This window comes from Cellulomonas sp. NS3, from assembly GCF_024757985.1.
Taxonomy (GTDB): domain Bacteria; phylum Actinomycetota; class Actinomycetes; order Actinomycetales; family Cellulomonadaceae; genus Cellulomonas_A.
Genome location: NZ_CP103289.1, coordinates 2,612,350 through 2,633,022, shown reverse-complemented (window position 1 = coordinate 2,633,022; position 20,673 = coordinate 2,612,350). Strand labels below are relative to the sequence as shown.

General features: G+C 73.8%; 18 protein-coding genes and 3 pseudogenes. 12 read left to right on the top strand and 9 right to left on the bottom strand.

What is annotated here, in order from left to right:
- Positions 1 to 2 precede the first annotated feature (2 nt).
- The 3 genes from NXY84_RS12075 to NXY84_RS12065 are packed head-to-tail and all read right to left on the bottom strand — an operon-like array spanning position 3 to position 2,352.
- Complete coding sequence (locus NXY84_RS12075) at positions 3 to 749, bottom strand: MBL fold metallo-hydrolase (RefSeq protein WP_258723336.1); 747 nt, start codon at positions 747 to 749, stop codon at positions 3 to 5.
- Positions 746 to 1,915 carry a zinc-dependent alcohol dehydrogenase gene (locus NXY84_RS12070; RefSeq protein WP_258723335.1) on the bottom strand — a complete coding sequence of 390 codons (1,170 nt, stop codon included), beginning with the start codon at positions 1,913 to 1,915 and terminating at the stop codon, positions 746 to 748. Before NXY84_RS12070 ends, NXY84_RS12075 begins: the two co-directional genes overlap by 4 nt.
- Positions 1,912 to 2,352, bottom strand: coding sequence for a hypothetical protein (locus NXY84_RS12065; RefSeq protein ID WP_258723334.1), 441 nt, complete (start codon positions 2,350 to 2,352; stop codon positions 1,912 to 1,914). The genes NXY84_RS12070 and NXY84_RS12065 overlap by 4 nt, the downstream gene beginning before the upstream one ends.
- A 136-nt stretch (positions 2,353 to 2,488) precedes the next feature.
- Here NXY84_RS12065 and NXY84_RS12060 point away from each other — a divergent pair, with 136 nt between their 5' ends.
- Positions 2,489 to 2,968, top strand: a complete 480-nt coding sequence (locus NXY84_RS12060) for a hypothetical protein (RefSeq protein WP_258723333.1) — start codon at positions 2,489 to 2,491, stop codon at positions 2,966 to 2,968.
- On the opposite strand, the gene NXY84_RS12055 is transcribed toward NXY84_RS12060, so the two are convergent.
- Together NXY84_RS12055 and NXY84_RS12050 are read right to left on the bottom strand one after the other, a co-directional pair.
- Complete coding sequence (locus tag NXY84_RS12055; protein WP_258723332.1) at positions 2,890 to 3,906, bottom strand: magnesium and cobalt transport protein CorA; 1,017 nt, start codon at positions 3,904 to 3,906, stop codon at positions 2,890 to 2,892. The genes NXY84_RS12060 and NXY84_RS12055 overlap by 79 nt on opposite strands.
- Positions 3,907 to 4,026: 120 nt before the next feature.
- Positions 4,027 to 4,803 (bottom strand): class I SAM-dependent methyltransferase, encoded by a 777-nt coding sequence (locus NXY84_RS12050; protein ID WP_258723331.1) that lies wholly within the window; start codon positions 4,801 to 4,803, stop codon positions 4,027 to 4,029.
- Between the two features lie 252 nt (positions 4,804 to 5,055).
- Here NXY84_RS12050 and NXY84_RS12045 point away from each other — a divergent pair, with 252 nt between their 5' ends.
- The 6 genes from NXY84_RS12045 to NXY84_RS12020 all read left to right on the top strand — a co-directional run bounded on the left by NXY84_RS12045 (position 5,056) and on the right by NXY84_RS12020 (position 12,804).
- Positions 5,056 to 6,717, top strand: a complete 1,662-nt coding sequence (locus NXY84_RS12045) for an ABC transporter substrate-binding protein (RefSeq protein WP_258723330.1) — start codon at positions 5,056 to 5,058, stop codon at positions 6,715 to 6,717.
- Positions 6,718 to 6,792: 75 nt separating this feature from the next.
- A complete protein-coding gene (locus NXY84_RS12040) occupies positions 6,793 to 7,617 on the top strand; it encodes an ABC transporter ATP-binding protein (RefSeq protein WP_258723329.1) in 825 nt (274 codons plus the stop codon).
- Positions 7,614 to 8,423 (top strand): ABC transporter ATP-binding protein, encoded by an 810-nt coding sequence (locus NXY84_RS12035; RefSeq protein ID WP_258723328.1) that lies wholly within the window; start codon positions 7,614 to 7,616, stop codon positions 8,421 to 8,423. Before NXY84_RS12040 ends, NXY84_RS12035 begins: the two co-directional genes overlap by 4 nt.
- Positions 8,420 to 9,493 carry an ABC transporter permease gene (locus NXY84_RS12030; RefSeq protein WP_258723327.1) on the top strand — a complete coding sequence of 358 codons (1,074 nt, stop codon included), beginning with the start codon at positions 8,420 to 8,422 and terminating at the stop codon, positions 9,491 to 9,493. The genes NXY84_RS12035 and NXY84_RS12030 overlap by 4 nt, the downstream gene beginning before the upstream one ends.
- Before the next feature lie 3 nt (positions 9,494 to 9,496).
- On the top strand, positions 9,497 to 10,513 hold the full coding sequence (locus NXY84_RS12025; protein WP_396126209.1) for an ABC transporter permease: 1,017 nt from the start codon (positions 9,497 to 9,499) through the stop codon (positions 10,511 to 10,513).
- Entirely contained in the window at positions 10,510 to 12,804 is a 2,295-nt protein-coding gene (locus NXY84_RS12020; RefSeq protein ID WP_258723326.1) for a glycoside hydrolase family 3 N-terminal domain-containing protein, read from the top strand. The genes NXY84_RS12025 and NXY84_RS12020 overlap by 4 nt, the downstream gene beginning before the upstream one ends.
- Before the next feature lie 129 nt (positions 12,805 to 12,933).
- Here the strand turns inward: NXY84_RS12020 and NXY84_RS12015 are convergent, their stop codons facing one another.
- Positions 12,934 to 13,389, bottom strand: a complete 456-nt coding sequence (locus NXY84_RS12015; protein ID WP_258723325.1) for a fibronectin type III-like domain-contianing protein — start codon at positions 13,387 to 13,389, stop codon at positions 12,934 to 12,936.
- Between the two features lie 97 nt (positions 13,390 to 13,486).
- On the opposite strand from NXY84_RS12015, the pseudogene NXY84_RS12010 reads away from it, so the two are divergent.
- Positions 13,487 to 14,107 (top strand): annotated as a pseudogene (locus NXY84_RS12010) (TetR/AcrR family transcriptional regulator); the annotation flags it as partial.
- Positions 14,108 to 14,302: 195 nt separating this feature from the next.
- On the opposite strand, the pseudogene NXY84_RS21870 reads toward NXY84_RS12010, so the two are convergent.
- Together NXY84_RS21870 and NXY84_RS12000 are read right to left on the bottom strand one after the other, a co-directional pair.
- Positions 14,303 to 14,671 (bottom strand): annotated as a pseudogene (locus NXY84_RS21870) (hypothetical protein); the annotation flags it as partial.
- Positions 14,672 to 14,798: 127 nt separating this feature from the next.
- Positions 14,799 to 15,881, bottom strand: a pseudogene (locus NXY84_RS12000) (YihY/virulence factor BrkB family protein); the annotation flags it as partial.
- A gap of 527 nt (positions 15,882 to 16,408) precedes the next feature.
- Between NXY84_RS12000 and NXY84_RS21865 the strand changes: the two are divergent.
- The 4 genes from NXY84_RS21865 (at position 16,409) to NXY84_RS11985 (ending at position 19,025) form a co-directional block, all read left to right on the top strand.
- Positions 16,409 to 16,672, top strand: a complete 264-nt coding sequence (locus NXY84_RS21865) for a hypothetical protein (protein WP_396126207.1) — start codon at positions 16,409 to 16,411, stop codon at positions 16,670 to 16,672.
- A 177-nt stretch (positions 16,673 to 16,849) separates the two neighbouring features.
- A complete protein-coding gene (locus tag NXY84_RS21860) occupies positions 16,850 to 17,377 on the top strand; it encodes a hypothetical protein (protein ID WP_396126206.1) in 528 nt (175 codons plus the stop codon).
- A 918-nt stretch (positions 17,378 to 18,295) separates the two neighbouring features.
- The gene (locus tag NXY84_RS11990) at positions 18,296 to 18,580 is read left to right on the top strand and encodes a hypothetical protein (RefSeq protein WP_258723324.1); all 285 of its coding nucleotides are present in this window, start codon (positions 18,296 to 18,298) and stop codon (positions 18,578 to 18,580) included.
- Positions 18,581 to 18,632: 52 nt separating this feature from the next.
- Entirely contained in the window at positions 18,633 to 19,025 is a 393-nt protein-coding gene (locus tag NXY84_RS11985; RefSeq protein WP_258723323.1) for a hypothetical protein, read from the top strand.
- Positions 19,026 to 19,032: 7 nt separating this feature from the next.
- Here the strand turns inward: NXY84_RS11985 and nhaA are convergent, their stop codons facing one another.
- Positions 19,033 to 20,349: a Na+/H+ antiporter NhaA gene (nhaA, locus tag NXY84_RS11980; RefSeq protein ID WP_258723322.1), complete on the bottom strand. Its 1,317-nt coding sequence runs from the start codon at positions 20,347 to 20,349 to the stop codon at positions 19,033 to 19,035.
- Positions 20,350 to 20,673 lie beyond the last annotated feature (324 nt).

The window sequence follows — 20,673 nt, the reverse complement described above, 5'->3', positions numbered from 1 at the left end:
CCTCACGACGGCCCGGCGGACCTGGCCTCCGCGGCGGCCGCCCGGATCCCCCCGGTCCACGGCTCGCCGTGCCCCGGCAGCACGAGCCCCGCGCGCGTGCGGGCGAGCGCGTCGAGCGACCGCAGCGCGAGCCCGCTGTCGGCCGTCGCGGCGCCCGCGATGATCCGCGGGCCGGTGTGCGCGGTGTAGGGGTCGAGCGTCACGAGGGCGTCGCCGGAGAACAGCACGTCCCGGTCGCGCACGTGCAGCGCGCAGTGGCCCCACGTGTGCCCCGGGCTGAACACGACCTCGGGCTCGCCGGGCACCGGGAGCCGGGTGCCCGTCGGCATCGGCCGCACCTCGCGCACCGCCCGGACCTGGAGCGCGCCCGCGCGGACCATCCCGCCCAGGATCGGCACCGCCCTCGGGTAGCGGAACGGGTAGGAGGCGCGGGTCCGCTCGTGGCTGTAGCGGTACGGGTGGCGCGCGAGCTCGTGCTCGTGCAGGTGGCCCCACACGGTGACGCCGCGCCGGCGCAGGCGCTCGGCGACTCCGAGGTGGTCGAAGTGCGCGTGCGTGAGCACGACGGCGCGCAGGTCCTCGGGGCTGCGGCGCAGCTCGCGCAGGGCACGCCCGAGCACCGGCCACACGGCGGGCAGCCCGGCGTCGACGAGCGTGAGCCCGCCGCCCGCCCCCTCGAGCAGGTAGCAGCTCACGTGGCCGACGTCGAGGCGGTGGACGCCGTCGGCGACGTCGCGGTGGAACGTCATGGCACGAACACCGACCTCACGCACCCGTCCTGCTTCTTCTTGAACAGCTCGTAGCCACGTGGGCCGTCGTCGAGCGGCATGACGTGGGTCGCGAGGTGCTCGGTGACGAGCTCGCCGCGCTCCATGAGGTCGAGAAGCCTCGGGATGAAGCGCTGCCCGTGCATCTGCGAGCCCTTGACGGTCAGCCCCTTGTTGACGATCGCCCCGAGCGGGAACGTGTCGACGACGCCCGCGAAGACGCCGAGCACGAACACCGTGCCGCCCTTGCGGGCGTGGTACACGGCCTCGCGCACGGCCGTCGGGCGGTCGGACTGCAGGCGCAGCCACTGCTTCGCCTTGTCGTACGCGTAGGCCGGCCCGGTCGAGTGCGCCTCCATGCCGACGGCCTCGATGCACACGTCCGGCCCGCGGCCGCCGGTCGCCTCGAGCAGCGCCTCGCCCACGTCGACGCGCGAGTAGTCAAGCACGTCCGCCCCGATGTGCCGCGTGACCTGCTCGAGGCGCTCGGGCAGCCGGTCGATCACGAGCACGCGCTCCGCGCCGAGCAGCATCGCCGCGCGCGCCGCCATCTGCCCGACGCCGCCGGCGCCCCAGACGGCGACGACGTCGCCGGGGGAGACCCCGCCGTCCTCGGCGCCCATCCACCCGGTCGGCGCGGCGTCGGACGCGAAGACCGCGCGCTCGTCGCTCACGCCGTCCGGCACCCGGAACGCCCCGACGTCCGCGAACGGCACGCGCACGTACTCCGCGTGGCTGCCCGCGTTGCCGCCCATGGCGTGCGAGTACCCGAAGCAGCCGCCCGGCGCGAAGCCCCACAGCGTCTCGCCGATCACCGGGTTGGTGTTGCCGTTGTCGCACGCGGCGTACAGGCCGTGCGAGCAGAACCAGCAGCGCCCGCACGAGACGAACGAGCACACGACGACGCGGTCGCCCACGCGGTGCTTGCGAACGGCGGGACCGACCTCGACGACCTCGCCGAGGAACTCGTGGCCGATGACGTCGCCCGCCTGCATGGTCGGCATGTAGCCGCTCAGCAGGTGCAGGTCGGACCCGCACGTGACGGTCCGCAGGACCCGCACGATCACGTCCTGGTCGTTGAGGATCCGGGGGTCCGGCACCTCACCGACCGCGAGCTTGTTCACGCCCTCCCACATCAGCGCCTTCACAGCCGGCCTCCCGTCTTCGCCCGGCGCAGCGCGAACCGCAGCGGGGCGTTCGTGAGCGTCGCGCGGGACGTGCCGAGGTCGTCGGGCCGCAGGACCTCGCCCGTCTCGAGCAGGCAGCGCGTGTCGCGCAGCGCCTGGCGCACGTGCCCGTCCAGGTCCTTCGCGTCCGAGGCCGACAGCCCGCTGTCGGGGCGCACCCGCGCGGCGAGCTCGGTGCCGCGGTCCCCGGGTGCCGGGGCGGTGCGCAGCTCGACCGCGTCCCCGAGCGCGGCGAGCGGCCGGGGGCGCGCCGCCGCCACGTCGACGTCGGACGGGTCGCGGTGGACGGTGACGACGTGCCAGCGGTCCGGGACGGCGCCGGTGCGGCTCCGGGCGGCGGCGAGGGCGCCGAGCGCGAGGACGCCGGCGACGGCGCCCAGGGTGGTCCTACGGGTCATGGAGCTCCTTCGAGCGTGGGCCGGACGGTGCCTCCGCGCTGCAGGAAGGACTCCTCACGCTGCCACCGGGCACCTGGGGCTGCAACCGAGGGACGGGTATACCGTCGAGAGATCCTCTCCAGGGGCGGGAGGCACCGTGGCACCCGACGTCCCGGCCGGTGACCAGCTCATGACCGTCGTCGCGCGCATGGGCGGGCTCCTGCTGTCCGAGGGCACCGTCGGCACGACGCTCGACCTGCTGACGTCGGTCGCGACGCACGCCGTGCCCGGCGCCGCGGGAGCCGGGGTCACGCTCAGCAGCTCCGGGGGTGGGCAGCAGAGCGTCGCGGCCTCGGGCGACCTCGTGCTCACCGAGCGGCAGTCGGGCACCGGGACGCCGCTCCCGAGGTCGTGCGCCGGCTGTGCAGCGAGATCCTCGCCCGGCAGCGGGGGGGTGCTGCAGGACGACGCGACGCTCGTGCTCGTGCACTGGACGACCGAGGGGCAGCTCCGGCTGGACGCGCGCCCCCGGCGACGCGCTCGGCGCCTGACGCGCGGTCAGAGCCAGCGGCGGGCGCGGAACACCGCGAACAGCGCGAGCGACCCCGCCACCATGAGCGCGAGCGCGAGCGGGTAGCCGTAGCGCCAGTCGAGCTCGGGCATGTGCTCGAAGTTCATCCCGTACACGGTCCCGACGAGCGCGGGCGCGAACAGGATCGCCGCCCACGAGGAGATCTTCTTGACCTCCTCGTTCTGGTCGAGGCTCGCCTGGGTCATCGCGCGCATCTCCTCGTTCTGCCGCTCGGCGACCACGGTCGCGTTGACCGTGAGCGCGTTCTGCAGCAGGGCCCGGAACGCGTCGACGCGCTCGACGACGCGCACCACGTGGTCCTGCACGTCGCGCAGGTTGCGGCGCAGCTCCTCGTCCACGTCGTACTTCGAGGCGCCGGCGGCGAGCCCCTCGAGCATGTCCAGCAGCGGGTGCGTCGCGCGCTGGAACGCCATGACCTCGCGGAACAGCTCGTAGATGCGCCGCGAGACGTTCGGGTCGCCCGCGAAGAGCTCGTCCTCGATCTCGTCGATGTCGTTCTGCAGGCCCGCGACGACGGGCGCGTACTCGTCGACGACCTCGTCGAGGATCGCGTACAGCACCGCCTCCGAGCCGAGCCGCAGCAGCCCGGGCGTCGCCTCCATGCGCCGGCGCACGCGCGCGAGGTCGGGCGACTCGGCGTGCCGGACGGTCAGCACGAAGTCGCGCCCCGTGAAGACGTGCAGCTCGCCGAACTCGACGCGCTCCTCGGAGTCGATGTACCGCGCGGGTCGCAGCACGGTGAACAGCACGTCGCCGTAGCGCTCGAGCTTGGGGCGCTGGTGGGCCTTGACGGTGTCCTCGACGGCGAGCGGGTGGATGGCGAACTCGTGCGCGACCGAGGTGATCTCGAGCGTGTCGGGCCGGTACAGGCCGATCCACGCCATGCCGTGCGCCTCGCGCAGCGTCTCGTACGTCTGCGTCAGGGAGCGGGGCTCGCTGTGCCGGCGCCCGGCGACGTAGACGGCGTTGTCGACGACGGTCATGGTGCTGCCTCCCTCGCGGCGCGCGACGCCGCCGGCTGTGCTGACGGCCGGCCCGGTGCCGGCGCCCCATCATCCCCCGTGCGCGCGCACCGGACGGGAGGCCGGTCGCGCGGGTCGCGGTCAGGCCGGTCGGACGAGCCGGGCGCTCAGGTACCGCAGGGTGCCGGCCGCGAACCCCTCGTGGTTGCGCGTGCCCTCGAGGCCGGCGAACGGCCGGAACACGCGGTGGAACGGACGCGGGATCCAGGCGCGCACGAGCCCGGCCCTGCGCGCGTCGTCGAGGCGGAGCGCGTGCAGCACCTCGGCGGTGATGTCGCGCTCGCGGACCGGCACGAGACCGCTCGACGCGAGCTGTGCGCGCGTCGCGGCGACGTCGTCGGCGCCGCGCAGGTCGGCCCACACGAACGTCCCGCCCGGGCGCAGGACGCGGTGCACCTCGGCCACGAACTCCTCCACCGAGCCGTAGCAGTGCGAGGACTCGACGTTGACGACGACGTCGAACGAGGCGTCGCGGAACGGCATCGCCTGGGCGTCCCCGCGCACGAAGCGCAGCCCCGGGCCGCGGCGGTCGCGCCGGGAGAGCCCGACGGCCGCGGCCGAGAAGTCGAGCCCGGTCGTCGTCCGCGGGCCGAGCGACCGGGCGACCCAGGACGCCCCGCCGCCGCGCCCGGAGCCGACCTCCAGCACGTCGGTGCCGGCGACGTCGACGCCCTCGAGCGTGTGCGCGTAGAGCTGCACGCTCAGCCGGTCGACCTCGTCCGCGGGGTCCAGCGCGAGCGGCGGCAGCGCGGGGTCGAGCGGGGCGTACCCGTAGTTCATGAACGCCCACTCGGGGCGCCGCACGCGCGCCGCGAGCAGCTCGTAGCAGGCCCGCCAGGCGAGCTGTCGCAGTCGCATGCCGGGCACGCTACCCCCGGGCGACGCCCCGCCGGCGCGAGCGCCGCTGCGCGCGGGTCGAGCCGGCGCCGGTCCACGGAGGCTCGCGGTCGTCGCACCGAGGTCACGATCGTGCATCGAGATGGTGTCGAGTCGACGCCGGGGATTTACATACTTACTGACTCATCGGTAAGTTCACGCCGCGCACCCTCATCGTGGAGAGCGCCCTGGGGTTGCGGCCGCACCGTACCCCCGCACATCGAAGGAGAAGCAATGAAGCTACGGTCCTCCCTCGTCACCCTGAGCGTCGCGACGGCGCTCGTGCTGACCGCCTGCTCGTCGTCACAGGACGGCACCGCCGGCACCCCTGCCGAAGGCGGCGCCGCCCTCACGATCGCGAAGCCCGACGGCGCGATCACCACCGAGTCGCACAACCCGTACCTGGGGGACTCGTCGGCCTCGAAGTACGGCTACGCCAAGGTGATCTTCGAACCGCTGGCGCTCGTGAACCCCACGGGGGACCTCGGGACCACCCCGTGGCTCGCCGAGTCGGTGGAGTGGAACGACGACTACACCGAGCTCACGGTGGTCCCGCGCAGCGGCGTGACGTGGAGCGACGGCACCGAGTTCACCGGTGACGACATCGTCTTCACCTTCGACCAGTACCTCAACGGCACGCTCACCGACACCTCGGGTCTGGGCTACGAGGGCGCGACGGTCGACGGCGACGCCATCACCCTGAAGTTCGCCAACTCGAAGTACACCGCCCAGGCGCGGGTGCTGCACACCCCGATCGTGCCGAAGCACATCTGGGAGAACATCGCCGACCCGAACACCGACCCGCTGACGGAGGACGGCCTGGCCGTGGGCACCGGTCCGTACGTGCTCGACTCGTGGTCGACGGAGTCCGTCACCCTCGAGGCGAACCCCGACTACTGGGGTGGCGAGCTGGCGGTGCCCGAGCTGCACTACATCTCCTACGGCGACAACGCCGCCCTCACCACGGCGCTCGTCTCGGGCGAGGCCGACTGGGCTCAGGCGTTCATCCCGCAGATCGAGGACAGCTACCTGTCCGCCGACGAGGACAACCAGTTCCTCGCCGCGCCCACCGCGGGCGCCGGCACGCTGTTCATGAACCTGCAGACCAAGCCGTTCGACGACGTGGCGCTGCGCAAGGCGCTCGCCTGGACGATCGACCGTCAGGCCTACGTCGACATCGCCCGTGAGGGCGCGAGCGAGGTCGTCTGGAACGCCACCGGGCTCGGCGGAGTGCTGGAGGACGAGATCGTCCCCGAGTACCAGGGCGAGGACTACTCGGTCGACGTCGACAAGGCCCGGCAGATCCTCACCGACGCCGGCTACACCTGGCAGGACGAGGCCCTGGTCGACCCCGACGGCGAGCGGGTCTCGTTCACGATCTCCGTGCCCGCCGGGTGGAGCGACTGGAACACGGAGCAGGCGCTGATCGCCGAGGAGCTGAACGAGGCCCTGGGCATCGAGGTCGTCGTCGACCAGCCCGACTGGGGCGGCTGGGACGCCGCGCGCCAGGAGGGCACCTTCCAGGCGATCATCCACTGGCTCGAGGACACCGGGAACGCGTACGGCCTGTACACCTCGACGATGGACCCGAAGTGGATCGTCGACGACAAGGCGCAGTTCAACTTCGGCCGGTTCAACGACCCCGCGGTCACCGAGGCGCTGAACACCTACGCCACCGCGTCCTCCGACGAGGACCGCGCGGCCGCCTCGGCCGTGCTGCAGAAGGCGTTCGTCGAGCAGGTGCCGGCCATCCCGCTCGGCTCGCACCCGCTGCTCGGTGAGTTCAACACCCGCAACTACGTCGGGTGGCCGTCGGAGGAGGACGCGTACGCGTCCGCCGACCCGACGCAGCCGGGGGTCGTCCAGGTCCTGGTGAACCTGGAGCCCGCCGAGTAGTCCCGTCCACGGCGGGGCGGGTGCGCGCGCACCCGCCCCGCCATCGCCGACATCCACGAGAGCGAGCCCGCACTGATGCGCGATTCGTTGCTGAGCGTCCGCGACTTCTCCGTCGTGTACGACGTCGAACCCCCCGTCGAGGCGGTGAAGAACGTCACCCTCGAGCTCCGCCGCGGCGAGATCCTCGGGCTCGCCGGGGAGAGTGGCTGCGGCAAGACCACGCTCGCGTACGGGCTGCAGCGCCTGCTCAAGGCGCCCGCGGTCATCACGAGCGGCTCGGTCGTCTTCCACGACAGCTCGGGCGAGGACATCGAGATCGACCGCCTCGACGCCGAGCAGATGCGCCGGTTCCGCTGGGACAAGATCTCCATGGTCTTCCAGGGGGCGATGAACGCGCTGAACCCCGTGGCCACCGTCGGGTCGCAGCTGGAGGACGTGTTCCAGGTGCACCGCCCGTCGATGTCCCGGGCGGAGCGGCGCGAGGCCGTCGACGAGGTGCTCGAGATCGTCAAGGTCGGCCGCCAGCGCCGGCGCTCGTTCCCGCACGAGCTGTCGGGCGGCATGCGCCAGCGCGTGATGATCGCGATGGCGCTCGCCCTGCGCCCGCAGCTCATGGTGATGGACGAGCCGACGACCGCGCTCGACGTCCTGGTGCAGCGCGAGATCCTCAAGCAGGTCTCCCAGCTGCGCCACCGGTTCGGCTTCACCGTCGTCTTCATCACGCACGACCTGCCGCTGCTGCTGGAGATCAGCGACCGCATCGCGATCATGCGCGCGGGGGAGATCGTCGAGCTCGACACCGCGGAGAACATCTGGACGAGCCCGCGGGACGAGTACACGAAGACGCTGCTCTCGTCCTTCCCCCGCCTGACCGGAGAAAGAGGAGTGGTCGCGCGATGACCGTCCTGGAGTTCGACGGCGTCACCAAGACCTACGCGGTCCGTGGCGCAGGCCAGATCAAGGCGCTCGACGACGTGAGCTTCACCCTGACGTCCGGTCAGACGATCGGGCTCGTCGGCCAGTCCGGCAGCGGCAAGTCGACGATCGCGAAGATCCTCACGCAGCTCGAGACGCCGACGAGCGGGCAGGTCCGCCTCGACGGGGAGCCGATCCCGCGCCGCGGGGCCGGGCTGCGGGCGTACCGCCAGAAGCTGCGGATGGTCTTCCAGGACCCGTTCGCGTCGCTCAACCCGTACCACTCCGTGCGCTATCACCTCGAGCGACCGCTGCGCCTCGACGACGTGGTGCCCCGGTCCGAGCAGGAGGACGAGGTGCGGCGGCTGCTGGAGCGGGTGCGGCTCGACCCCGACGTGGTGGTCGACCGCCGCCCGCACGAGCTGTCGGGCGGCCAGCGGCAACGCGTCGCGATCGCCCGGGCGCTGGCCTCCCGGCCGCGCCTCCTCGTGGCCGACGAGCCGGTCTCCATGCTCGACGTCTCGATCCGCCTCGGGGTGCTCAACCTGCTCGCCGACCTGCGGCGGGAGGAGGGTCTGGGCGTGCTCTACATCACCCACGACCTGGCGACCGCCCGGCACTTCAGCGACGAGATCATGGTGCTCAACCAGGGACGGGTCGTCGAGCGCGGCCCGGCCGACGACGTCATCCTCCGCCCGCAGGACCCCTACACCCGGGAGCTGCGCGCGGCGTCCCCCGACCCCGAGGCGCACTTCGCCTCGCTGTCCGGCTCGCTCGGAGGTGCGCTGTGACCGCCGTCCAGCCCGCGATGCCCACCCAGGACGCCCTCGAGGTCGGCACCACGGCGACCACCGCCGTCAAGGGCCGCTCGCGTATCCCGTGGCGGTTCCTCGCCGGGCGCGCCGCGTTCTACCTCTTCACCCTGTGGGCCGCGGTCACGATCAACTTCTTCCTGCCGCGCATGATGAAGGGCGACGCGGTCGACCAGTACCTGTCCCGCAACCGCAACGTCAGCCCCGAGGCGGCCGACGCGCTGCGGTCGCTGCTCGGCCTGGACACCGACAAGACCCTCGTGCAGCAGTACGTCGACTACTGGGCCCTGCTGCTTCGGGGCGACCTCGGCGTCTCGCTGCTGCACGGCCTGCGCCCGGTCACCGAGGTGATCAGCCAGGCGCTGCCGTGGACCGTGGGCCTCGTCGGCTTCGCGACCGTCGTCTCGTTCGCGATCGGGACCGTCGGCGGCGCGATCGTCGGCTGGCGCCGGGGGAGCCGGCTCGACGCGCTCATCCCCGTGACCACGTTCCTCGCGACGATCCCCTACTTCTGGCTGGGGCTGCTGGGGATCGCGCTGTTCTCGGTGAACCTCGGGTGGTTCCCCATCGGCAAGGCCTACGGGGTCGGGATGCGGCCGGAGTGGTCGGCGGAGTTCATCGGCCAGGTCGTCCACCACGGCACGCTGCCCGCGGTGACCATCGTGATCGCCTCGCTCGGCGGCTGGATGCTGGGGATGCGCAACATGATGCTTACGGTGCTCGACGAGGACTACGTCACGGTGGCGCAGGCCAAGGGCCTGCCCAACAGCCGCGTGCTCTGGCGCTACGCCGCGCGCAACGCCGTGCTCCCGCAGATCCAGAGCTTCGCGCTCTCGATCGGGTTCATCGTCGGCGGCACCATCGTCATGGAGATGGTCTTCAGCTACCCCGGCGTCGGGAAGCTGCTCCTGGACGCCACCAACGCGAAGGACTACGCCCTGATGCAGGGCGTGTTCCTCGTGATCACGCTGTCCGTGCTCGTCGCCAACATCCTGGCCGACGTCGCCTACGCGTTCCTCGACCCTCGCACCCGCCAGACGGAGGCCTGAACCATGACCACCGACCTCCGCACGGAGCCGGCGCCCGAGCTCGCCCCGGTGCGCGCACCGCGTCCGAGGGCGACGGTCCGCGTCCGCCTGGCGTCCGCCTTCGCGATGTTCCGCAACCGCAAGTCGATCACCGGCCTGGCGATCCTCGGGTTCTTCGTGCTCGTCGCGATCCTCGCGGACGTCCTCGCGCCGTACTCGCCCACCAAGGTCGACAACACGGCGCGCCTGCAGCCGCCGTCGGCGGAGCACTGGCTCGGCACGACCCACCTCGGTGAGGACGTGCTCAGCCAGGTCGTCCACGGCACGCGCGGCGTGATCGTCGTCGGCTTCCTCGCCGCGATCATGGCGACGATCATCGCGGTCGTCGTCGGGGTCGTCGCGGGCTACCTGCGCGGCTGGCGCAGCGAGAGCCTCTCGGCGCTGACGAACGTCTTCCTCGTCATCCCGGGGCTGCCGCTGATCATCATCGTGGCCTCGATGTTCGACGACCCCCCGCTCGTGGTGATCGCTGCCGTGCTGGGCCTCACGGGCTGGGCCTGGGGGGCCCGGGTGCTGCGCGCGCAGACGATGTCGCTCCGCAACCGCGACTTCGTCCAGGCCGCCCGCGCGAACGGCGAGCCGCTGCGCCGCATCATCGGCAACGAGATGCTGCCCAACCTCATGGCGCTCATCGCGGCGAGCTTCGTCGGCACGGTGACCGCCGCGATCCTCGGCCTGACGACGCTCTCCTACATCGGGGTGATCCCGGTGAACACCTACAACTGGGGCACGATCCTGAACTGGGCCGGCGCCCAGGGAGCGTTCCGGCAGAACCAGTGGTGGTGGTTCCTGCCGCCGGGGCTGTGCATCGCCGCCATCGGCGTGGCGCTGTCGCTCATCAACTTCGGGATCGACGAGTACGTCAACCCGCGCCTGCGGTCCGCCGGCGAGCGCGCCCGCGCCATGAAGAGGCGGGGCCTCGACGTCAACGACCCGGTGACGGCCGTGCGGACCACGACGTCCACCTCGGACGACGCGTGACCGCCACCGACGTCGGCACCGCCCCCTACCTCGACCCGGCGCTGCCGGTCGACGAGCGCGTCGCCGACCTGGTCTCCCGCATGAGCGTGGAGCAGAAGGTCGGGCAGATGATGCAGCTCGACGCGCGCGAGGGCATCGACGACCAGGTGCTGGAGCGCCACGTCGGCTCGATCCTGCACGCGTCGCCCGAGCACCTCGCGCGCCAGCACGAGCTCGTCGCCCGCACGCCGCTGCGCATCCCGCTGCTGGTCGCGGAGGACTGCATCCACGGCCACTCGTTCTTCGAGGGCGCGACGATCTTCCCGACCCAGCTGGGCATGGCCGCTGCGTGGGACGCCGGGCTCGTGGAGCGGGTGGCCCGTGCGACCGCCGTCGAGGCCGCCGCGACCGGCATCCACTGGACGTTCTCCCCGGTGCTGTGCATCGCCCGTGACCTGCGGTGGGGCCGCGTCGACGAGACGTTCGGCGAGGACCCGTTCCTCATCGGCGAGCTCGCCTCGGCGATGGTGCGGGGGTACCAGGGCGGCGGGCTCGGCGACGCGACCGCCGTGCTCGCCTCCGCGAAGCACTTCGCCGGCTACTCCGAGACGCAGGGCGGCCGGGACGCGAGCGAGGCGGACCTCTCGCACCGCAAGCTGCGCTCGTGGTTCCTGCCGCCGTTCGAGCGGGTCGCCCGGGAGGGGTGCCGCACGTTCATGCTCGGCTACCAGACCCTCGACGGGGTGCCGATCACCGTCAACGAGTGGCTGCTCACCGAGGTGCTGCGCGGCGAGTGGGGCTACACCGGCATCCTCGTCACCGACTGGGACAACGTGGGCCGCATGGTGTGGGAGCAGAAGGTGCAGCCCGACCTCGCCCACGCCGCCGCCGCCGCGGTGCGGGCCGGCAACGACATGATCATGGCCACGCCCCGGTTCTTCGAGGGCGCGCTGGAGGCCGTCGACCGCGGCCTGCTCGCGGAGCCGGACCTCGACCGCGCCGCCGCCCGCATCCTCACGCTCAAGTTCGAGCTCGGGCTGTTCGAGGATCCGCGCGTGCCCGACGCGGAGCGCATCCGTGCGTGCGTCGGCGCGCCCGAGCACGCGGCGCTGAACCTGGAGGTCGCCCGCCGGTCGCTGGTGCTGCTGCGCAACGACGGCGTGCTGCCGCTCACGCCGGGCACCACGGACGCCACGGGCCGCGCGGTCGGGCACGGCCCGGCCCGGCGCGTCGCGGTCCTCGGGCCGCTCGCCGACGACGCGCAGGCGCAGCTCGGCGACTGGGCCGGCAGCTCGGGCCAGGTGGACTGGATGCCGGACGGCCACCCCCGCTCGATGATCCGCACCGTGCTCGACGGGCTGCGGGCGACGGTCCCGGTGGACTGGTCCGTCGACCACGCCCGCGGCGCCGAGATCCTCACGCTCGAGCCCGACCCCGAGGGGGACCGGTTCCCCGACGGGCAGCCGCGCTGGCCGGTCGTCGTCCCGGCGCCGGTCGACGAGGACCAGCTCGCCGCAGCCGTCGAGGCCGCGGCCGCGGCGGACGTCGCCGTCGTCGTCGTCGGTGACCGCATCGAGCTCGTCGGGGAGGCGCGCTCGACCGCGACGCTGGAGCTCGTCGGGTCGCAGGTCGCGCTGCTCGACGCCGTCGTGGCCACGGGGACGCCCACCGTGGTCGTCCTGCTGGCGTCGAAGCCGCTGGTGCTGCCCGCGTCCGCCGACCGCGCAGGCGCCCTGGTGTGGGCCGCGAACCCCGGCATGCAGGGCGGTCAGGCGCTGGCGGAGCTGCTGCTCGGCGTCGTCGAGCCGGCGGGCCGGCTGCCGGTCTCGTTCGCCCGGCACGTCGGTCAGCAGCCGACGTACTACAACCAGATCCGCGGCCAGCACGGCGACCGGTACGCCGACCTCACGCAGCGGCCGGCGTTCCCCTTCGGTCACGGCCTCGGTTACAGCGAGGTCGTCTACGAGGACCTGCGGCTGGACGCGGACGCGTACACGGTCCACGACACCGTCCGCGCCCGGGTCACCGTCCGCAACGTCGGGGAGCGCCCGGCCCACGAGGTCGTGCAGCTGTACGTGCGCGACGCCGTGGCGTCCGTGAGCTGGGCGGACCGGGAGCTCAAGGCGTACCGGCGGGTGGAGGTGGCGCCCGGCGCGGCGGAGACCGTCGAGCTCACGCTCCCCGTCGCGGCGTGCACCGTCGTGGACGCGGCGGGGCACCGGGTCGTCGAGGCCGGGGCGTTCGAGGTGCTCGTCGGGCCGTCGTCGCGGCCGGAGGCTCTGCTGACCGCGCGCTTCGAGGCCCGGCTCTGACCGGTCCCCGGTGCGCGACGCCGCGGACGCCCGGGTGCAGGCGGGCGGCCGGGGCTGGGCGCCGGTGACGGCGCCCCGCGCGGAGCGGTGCGACTGCCGAGCCCCCGCGGGCGGGTGCCGGGCGGGGGTTCAGCGCCGGGCGCGCCCGGTGCCCGCGCCACCGAGGCGCGCGGTGGGGACGCCGAGGGGCACGACCTCGACGGTCAGCGGCAGCTCGCGCACGGAGCGACCGATGCGTGCGCGGTACCGCACGGGCGGGGTGGTCCACAGGCGGCGGGACGCGTCCCAGACCTCGAACGTGCGCCGGGGCAGCCGTACGGTCGCGGCGGTGCGGGTCCCGGACTCGGCCGTCACGGTCGTGTGCCCGGCGAGCCAGCGCTCCGGGCGGTCCAGCCCGTCGACCGGCTCCGCCTCGAGGTACACCTCGACGGTCGCCGTGCCGCGCCGCGGGCCGGTGTTGGTGACGTCGACCTCGAGGCGCACCGCGTCGGCCTCGGCGGCGAGCACCTGGTACGCGTCGTCGTACCGCCAGGTCGTCCCGCCCGGTTCCGAGCCGGGCGCGGCGGGGGAGTGCGTGGTCGTCACAGGGTCTCCGATGCGGGCGTCGTCGCCGGACAGAAGCCATCGAAGCATGCATTACTAACCTGTCAGTAATGACGTGGGTCACAGTATGGTGACGGTCATGTCGACACGTGCGCCACGACGCGCCCAGCGGCCCCGCGAGGAGACCGCCCGACGGCGCGAGGACATCCTGCGCGCCGCCATCACCACGTTCGGCAGCCGGGGGTACAAGAACGGCTCGCTCGCGGAGATCGCCGACCAGGTCGGCATGACGCACGCGGGGGTCCTCCACCACTTCGGGTCCAAGGACCTGCTGCTCCTCGAGATGCTCGACTTCCGCGACAAGACGGACGTCGAGCACCTCGAGGGCCAGCACATCCCGGGCGGCCTCGACCTGTTCCGGCACCTCGTGACGACCGCGCGGCTCAACGCCGACCGTGCCGGGATCGTCCAGACGTACGCGGTGCTCTCCGCGGAGTCGGTCACCGAGGGCCACCCGGCGAAGGACTGGTTCCGGCACCGGTACACCCAGCTGCGCGCCGACGTGGGTGCCGCCCTGCGCGAGGTGTGCGACCCCGACGACCCGCCGGCCGACCGCGAGCTCGACGCCGCCGCCGCCGCGGTGCTCGCCGTCATGGACGGGCTCCAGGTCCAGTGGCTGCTCGACCCCGAGGCGGTCGACCTCGCGCACGCGTCGGCGTTCGCGATCGACGCGATCCTCACAGCGGCCGTCGCGGGCCGGAGCCGGCGTTCGCTGCATCTGAGCGTGGTCGGCCGGCCCCGGGCGTCGTCCGCCCGGGACGGGGCGACGGGTGCCGGTCAGCGTGCGGCGCGCACCGGCAGCCGGTGGAGCTCGAACGTCGTGCAGCGCGCCGTCCTGCGCCCGCGCCGTCAGGTACGTGCACGCGGGCTGGCGCCGGCGGTCGGTCGGCGAGCCCGGGTTGAGCAGCCGGAGCCGTGCGCGTGGCGGCGTCGTGGTGTCCCACGGGATGTGGCTGTGCCCGAACACCAGCACGTCGAAGTCCGGGTAGGCCGCGTCGTCGGCGCGCGGGCCTCGCGCGCCGGTCGAGGCGCCCCGTCTCGTGCACGACCCCGACGCACAGCCCCCCGAGCTCGACGCGGGCGACCTCGGCAGGCGCGCCCTCAGGGCCGGCCCGTCGTTGTTGCCCCAGCAGCCGACGAGCCGCCGCGCGCAGCGCTGCTCGAGCGCGTCGAGGAGCGTGACGTCGAACCAGTCCCCCGGCGTGCAGCACGACGTCCGCCGCGGCGACCGCCGCCCAGACCTCCGCCGGGAGGTCGCGCGCACGGGTCGGCAGGTGGGTGTCGGCAGCAGCAGGAGCCGCACGCCGGGGTCGGGGGTCAGCGGCGCGCTCCCGGCGGGTGTCGCCAACCGCGCGTCCCTGCTCGCCGTCGGCGTCCCCGCTCGACGGCCCCTTGCCCTCCGCCTCGAGCTCGGCGGCCCGGCGGCGTCGCAGCGAGCGGCCGTCCTCCACGTCCTTCTCGGCCTTCTTCGCCTTCTTGTCGCTGGCCCGCGTGTCGCGCGGCGGCAGCTGGATCGATCCTCCTCGGCGGCGATCCCGGCCTCGAGCTCGCGCCCGCGCTCGACCTCCGCGTCGAACTCGGCGCCGAACAGCAGCGCGAGATTCGTGATCCACAGCCAGAGCAGGAAGATGATGACGGTCGCGAGCGAGAGCCGTACGTCTTGTTGTAGCTGCCGAAGTTCGCGACGTAGAACCCGAACGCGGCCGACGCGAGCGCCCACACGACGATCGCGATGAGCGCGCCCGTGCTCATCCAGCGGAACTTGGGCTGCCGGACGTTCGGGGTCGCGTAGTACAGGATCGCGATGACCACGATGACGATCCCGAGCAGCACCGGCCACTTCGCGATGTTCCAGATCGTCACGGCCTGGTCGCCGAGCCCGACCGCGTCGCCGATCGCCTGGGCCACGGGCCCGCTGACCGCGAGGATGAGCGCGCCGATCGCGGTGAGGATCACGCTGATGAGCGTCACCAGCAGCATCGCGGGACGCAGCTCTCCAGATCGGGCGTCCCTCGTCGATCTCGTACATCCGGTTCATCGCGCGGCTGAACGCCCCGACGTAGCCCGAGGCGGACACACAGGGCACCCGCGCGAGGCCGAGGACCAGGCCGAGGCCGGCCCCCTGGTTGGTCTGCAGCCCGTCGATGACCTCCTTGATCGTGTTCGTCGTCTCCTCGGGGGCACGAGCCCTCCGGCGACCTCGACGAGCGCGTCGGTCGTGCTCTTGCCCTGCCCGAACACGCCGAGCACGGAGATGAGCGCGATGAGCGCGGGGAAGATCGCGAGCACCGCCGTAGTAGGTGAGCGCCGCGGCCAGGTCGGTGCACTGGTCGTGGCCGAACTCCCGTCACCGTGCGGAGTCGGAGCGAGTACTTCCACCCCGGCTTGCTCATGTCCGTCGGGTCGTCGGGCTTGCGCGGGTCCTCGGGGTCGGGGGCGGTCTGGGCCTTCGTGGTGCTGCGGCGCTCGCTCATCGTGCGTCCCCCTCGCTCCGGTGCGACTCGTCCCTCGTGCTGCGTGGTCATCGGAGCTCTCCTCTCGCGCCCGCGGGCGGAGCACGGCGCGCGGCCGCGGTCCTGGGCCTGCGGTGTCGTACGACCGATCCTGCGGTGGGGGACCGGCGTCGGCAACCGCGGCGGGCGGCGCGCACCCGTCCCCCGCTCCACGGCCGGGTCCCGCGAGAGGGTGGGTCGCGTCACCTGCGCTGTGCGCGGGCTGAGAGCGGCTTGACGGTGGTGCTGGACGACCGTTTGGGTGCTGGAGCATGCGCTCGGCGCACGCAGGACCGCGAGGCTCGGGAGGCGCGGCGGGACGCCCGCCCACCGAGCAGGCCCGCGCGCGGTACCGCACCGTCCAGGGCCCCCGGGCGCTCCTGCCCGGCCTGAGCCTGCACCCGCCCGAGGACCCCGGCGACGCGTCGCGCTGGCGCACGGCTCCCTCGCCCGCACGGGCCGCTCGACCCCCGCACCACCGACCCCTGAGCTCCGGGAGAGGACCCGCCATGAGTGCTGTCATCGACGTCCAGCAGCTCACGAAGTCGTTCGGCCGCGTGCGGGCGCTCGACGGTCTCGACCTGACCGTCGAGAGCGTGGCGAGGTGCACGGGTTCCTCGGGACCCCCGAACGGCGCGGGGAAGTCCACGACCCTCCGGGTCCTGCTCGGGCTCCTGCGCGCCGACGGCGGCTCGTGCGCGTGCTCGGCGCCGACCCGTGGGCCGACGCCGTCACGCTGCACCGCCGGCTCGCCTACGTCCCGGGCGACGTGAGCCTGTGGCCGTCGCTGACGGGCGGAGAGGCGATCGACGTGCTCGCGGGGCTGCGCGGGCCGGTCGACCGCAGCCGCCGCGCCGAGCTCCTCGAGCGGTTCGACCTCGACCCCGGCAAGAAGACGCGCGCGTACTCGAAGGGCAACCGGCAGAGAGGTCGCCCTGGTCGCGGCGCTCGTGAGCGACGTCGAGCTCTACGTGCTCGACGAGCCGACGTCCGGGCTCGACCCGCTCATGGAGCTCGTGTTCCAGGAGTGCGTCGGCGAGGTCGTGGCCCGGGGTGCGACCGTGCTGCTCTCGAGCCACCTCCTCGCCGAGGCCGAGCGCCTGTGCGACCGGGTCACGCTCGTCCGCGCGGGCCGGGCCGTCGAGAGCGGGACGCTCGCGGAGCTGCGCCACCTGCACCGCACGGACGTGACCGTCGTAGTGCGAGGCGCCCGCCGCGCAGGTGCTGGCCCGGGTCGGGGGCGCACCGGGCTGTGCACGACGCGCGCGTCGACGGGGAGGAGGTCCAGTTCGCGGTCGACGGCGGGGCGATGTCGGGGCGTCCTGGCGGTGCTGGCGCAGTCCGGCATCGTCCACCTCCAGGCGGCCCCGCCGAGCCTCGAGGAGCTGTTCGTGCACCACTACGAGCCGGCCGGCGACGGGCCCGCGCGCTCCGGGGCGCACGCGACGTCCGGCGCGCCCGCGCGGGGTGCGCGATGACGGCGACGGTGGCCGGCCGTGCACCGCGGACGCGGGCCGGGGCCCGGCCCGCGGCCGGCGCCGGACGCCTCCTGCGGTTCGCGCTGCGCCGGGACCGGCTCCGGATCGCCGTCTGGGCGCTGAGCCTCGGCGGGCTCGTCGGGTACGTCGTCGTCGCGCTCCCGAGCGTCTACCCCCGACGCGGCGTCGCGCCGGACGCGCGCCGCGATCATGGCCGAGCCCGCCGGGGCCTTCCTCGGCGGACCGCGGTACGGGCTCGACGACTACACGCTCGGTGTCATGGTCGCGAACGAGACGCTCGGGATGCTCGCGGTCGCCGCGGCCCCTCATGTCGGTCTTCCTGGTGGTCCGCCAGACGCGGGCCGAGGAGGAGTCGGCCGGGCCGATCTCGTGCGGGCCGTCGCGGTGGGACGCCGGGCACCGCTGACCGCGGCGCTCGGGGCCGTCCTGGTCGCGAACGTCGCGGTCGGGACGGCCGTGGTGCTCCCGCTGCTAGGGGCGGGGCTCGCGGCGCCCGACTCCGTCGCCGTCTGGCGCCGGGATCGCGCTCGTCGGCTGGGGTGTTCGGGTCCCTCGCGGGGGTCACGGCGCAGCTCGCGCAGCACGCGCGCGTGGCGTCCGGCACGGCGGGCGCGCTGCTCGGGCTCGCGTACGTGCTGCGGGGGATCGGCGACGCGCGGGAGGTGGGCGGCAGCGCCCTGTCGTGGGCCTCGCCGATCGGGTGGGTCCAGCAGAGCCGCGCCTTCGTCGACCTGCGCTGGTGGCCGCTCGCGCTGTGCGCCGTCCTCGGGCTGGCGCTGACCGCGCTCGCCCACGCGCTCGCGGACCGCCGCGACGTCGGTGCCGGGCTGCTCGCCGCGACCCGGGCGGGGCGCACGCACGCGCGCGCCACGCTCGTGTCCGCCGTTCGGGCTCGCGGTGCGCCTGGGGCGCGGCGGGCTGCTCGGGGGGGCGGTCGGGCTCGGGGTGTTCGCGCTGCTCACCGGGTCGCTCGCGGAGAGCGAGGTCGCGAGCTTCGAGGCCCGGCCCGAGCTCGCGGAGCTGTTCGCGGGGGGCGGCGGCGACCTCGCGCGGGCCGCGGTCTCGGCGTTTCTGTCCTTCTTCGCGATGGCCCGTCGTCGTGCACGCCGTCGTCTCGGGTGCACCACCTGCGGCGTGAGGAGGCCGACGGCCGCGCGGCCGGCGTCCTGGCGTGCGGCGTGAGCAGGACCGCCTGGCTCGGACAGCACCTGCTCGCGTCGCTGGCTGGGGGTCGGTGCTCCTGCTGCTCGTCACCGGGCTCGCGCTGGGTGCCGGCGCCGCGGGATCGCTCGGCGCCCCGGGCCTGGTCGGGGAGCTCGCGCTGGCGAGCCTCGCCTACCTGCCCGTCCTCGCGTGCTTCGCCGGCCTCGCCGTGCTCGCGTACGGGCTGGGGGCGCCGACCTGGGGCGTGTGGGTCGTGCTCGTCGCCTCGATCGTCGTCGGCGTGTACGGCCCGCTGCTCGACCTCCCGCAGCCCCTGCTCGACGCGGCGCCGTTCGGGCTCGTCCCCGCCGTCCCGGAGGCGCCGCTCGAGGCAGCGCCGCTCGTCGGCATGGCGGTCGTCGCGCTCGCGCTGACGGCGGCGGGTGCGGCGGCGTTCCGGCGGCGCGACCTCGTGGCCACCTAGGCCCTGCTCAGCCCTCGGGGCGCTGGTACACGTCCGGGATCCCGTCGGCGTCGAGGTCAGCGGTCTCGAGCGCGTGGATCCGCCGGTACGCGCGGTTGCGGGCGCGCAGCAGCACGGACGCGAGCAGCGCGGCGAGCACCGAGCCGGCGAGCACGCCGACCTTGACGTGCTCGTCGCGCACGCTGCCCGCACCGAACGCCAGGTCGCCGACCAGCAGCGACACCGTGAACCCGATGCCGCCGAGCACCGCGACGCCGAGCACGTCGAGCCAGCTCAGGCCCTCGTCGAGCCGCGCGCGCGTGAACCTGGCGACGAGCCACGTCGTGCCGAGGATCCCGACCGTCTTGCCCACGACCAGCCCGGCGACGATCCCGAGCGCGACGCGGTCCTGCAGCGAGTCGACGAGCCCGCTCAGCCCGCCCACGGCACACCCGGCCGCGAAGAACGCGAACACGGGCACCGCGAACCCGGCGGAGAGCGGCCTATGGAAGCGGTGCTCGAAGTGCTCGGCGAGGCCCGGCCCCGCGTCGGGGCCGCCCGCCGCGTGGCTGCGGACCACCGGGACCGCGAAGCCGAGCAGCACGCCTGCGACCGTCGCGTGCACGCCCGACGCGTGCATGAGCGCCCAGGTGGCGAACGCGAGCGGCAGCAGCAGCCACCACGAGCGGACCCGGCGCTGCACGGCGACGGTGAACAGCGCGAGCGGGACGAGGGCCAGCAGCAGCGCGCCGACGTTCAGCTCCGTCGTATAGAAGACCGCGATGACCGTCACGGCGAGCAGGTCGTCCACGACCGCGAGCGTGAGGAGGAACGTGCGCAGCGCGGTCGGCAGGTGGGTGCTCACGACCGCGAGGACCGCGAGCTGCGCGAACGCGATGTCCGTCGCGGTCGGGATCGCCCAGCCCCGCAGCGCGCCGTCGGCGGTCCCGGCGTTGAGCGCCACGTACACCAGCGCGGGCACGACCATCCCGCCCACGGCGGCGAGGATCGGCAGGGCCGCCCGCCGCGGGTCGCGCAGGTCGCCGGCGACGAACTCGCGCTTGAGCTCGAGGCCCACGACGAAGAAGAAGATCGCGAGCAGCCCGTCCGCCGCCCACGTGCCGAGCGAGAGGTGCAGGTGCAGCGCCTCCGGTCCGACCTCGAGGTCGCGCAGCGCGGCGTAGGAGCCCGCGGCGGGCGAGTTCGCCCAGACGAGTGCCGCGACGGTCGCGACCAGGAGGAGCGCACCCCCGACGGTCTCCTTGCGCAGGACCTCGGCGATGCGGGACGCCTCGGCCCACGAACCTCGGGTGAGCAGCGGCGATCCGGGGGCGTGCGGTGTCATGGAGGACCTCTCGGCCGGGGTCGGCAAGGACGTTGCCGACCAGACTTCCCGGCGCACCTGCCGCCCATCAGTACGTGTGCTCGCCGGGCCCCGTACGGGTTGACGGTGCGGGGTCCGCGGGCGGCTCTCCGGTGGCGGACACCTGCCGGTGTGCATAGCGTCGTCAACGTCCCCGGGCGGCGTCCCACGGCGTTCGACCGGGCGGCACGAAGCACCGACGCAGGCAAGTCGTCGGCGCCACCCAGGGAGGGTTCGGGTGGGTGTCCCGCATGCTCACCGCGGTGACGTCTCCGAACCCCCACAGCACACGACGGATCCCGTCGA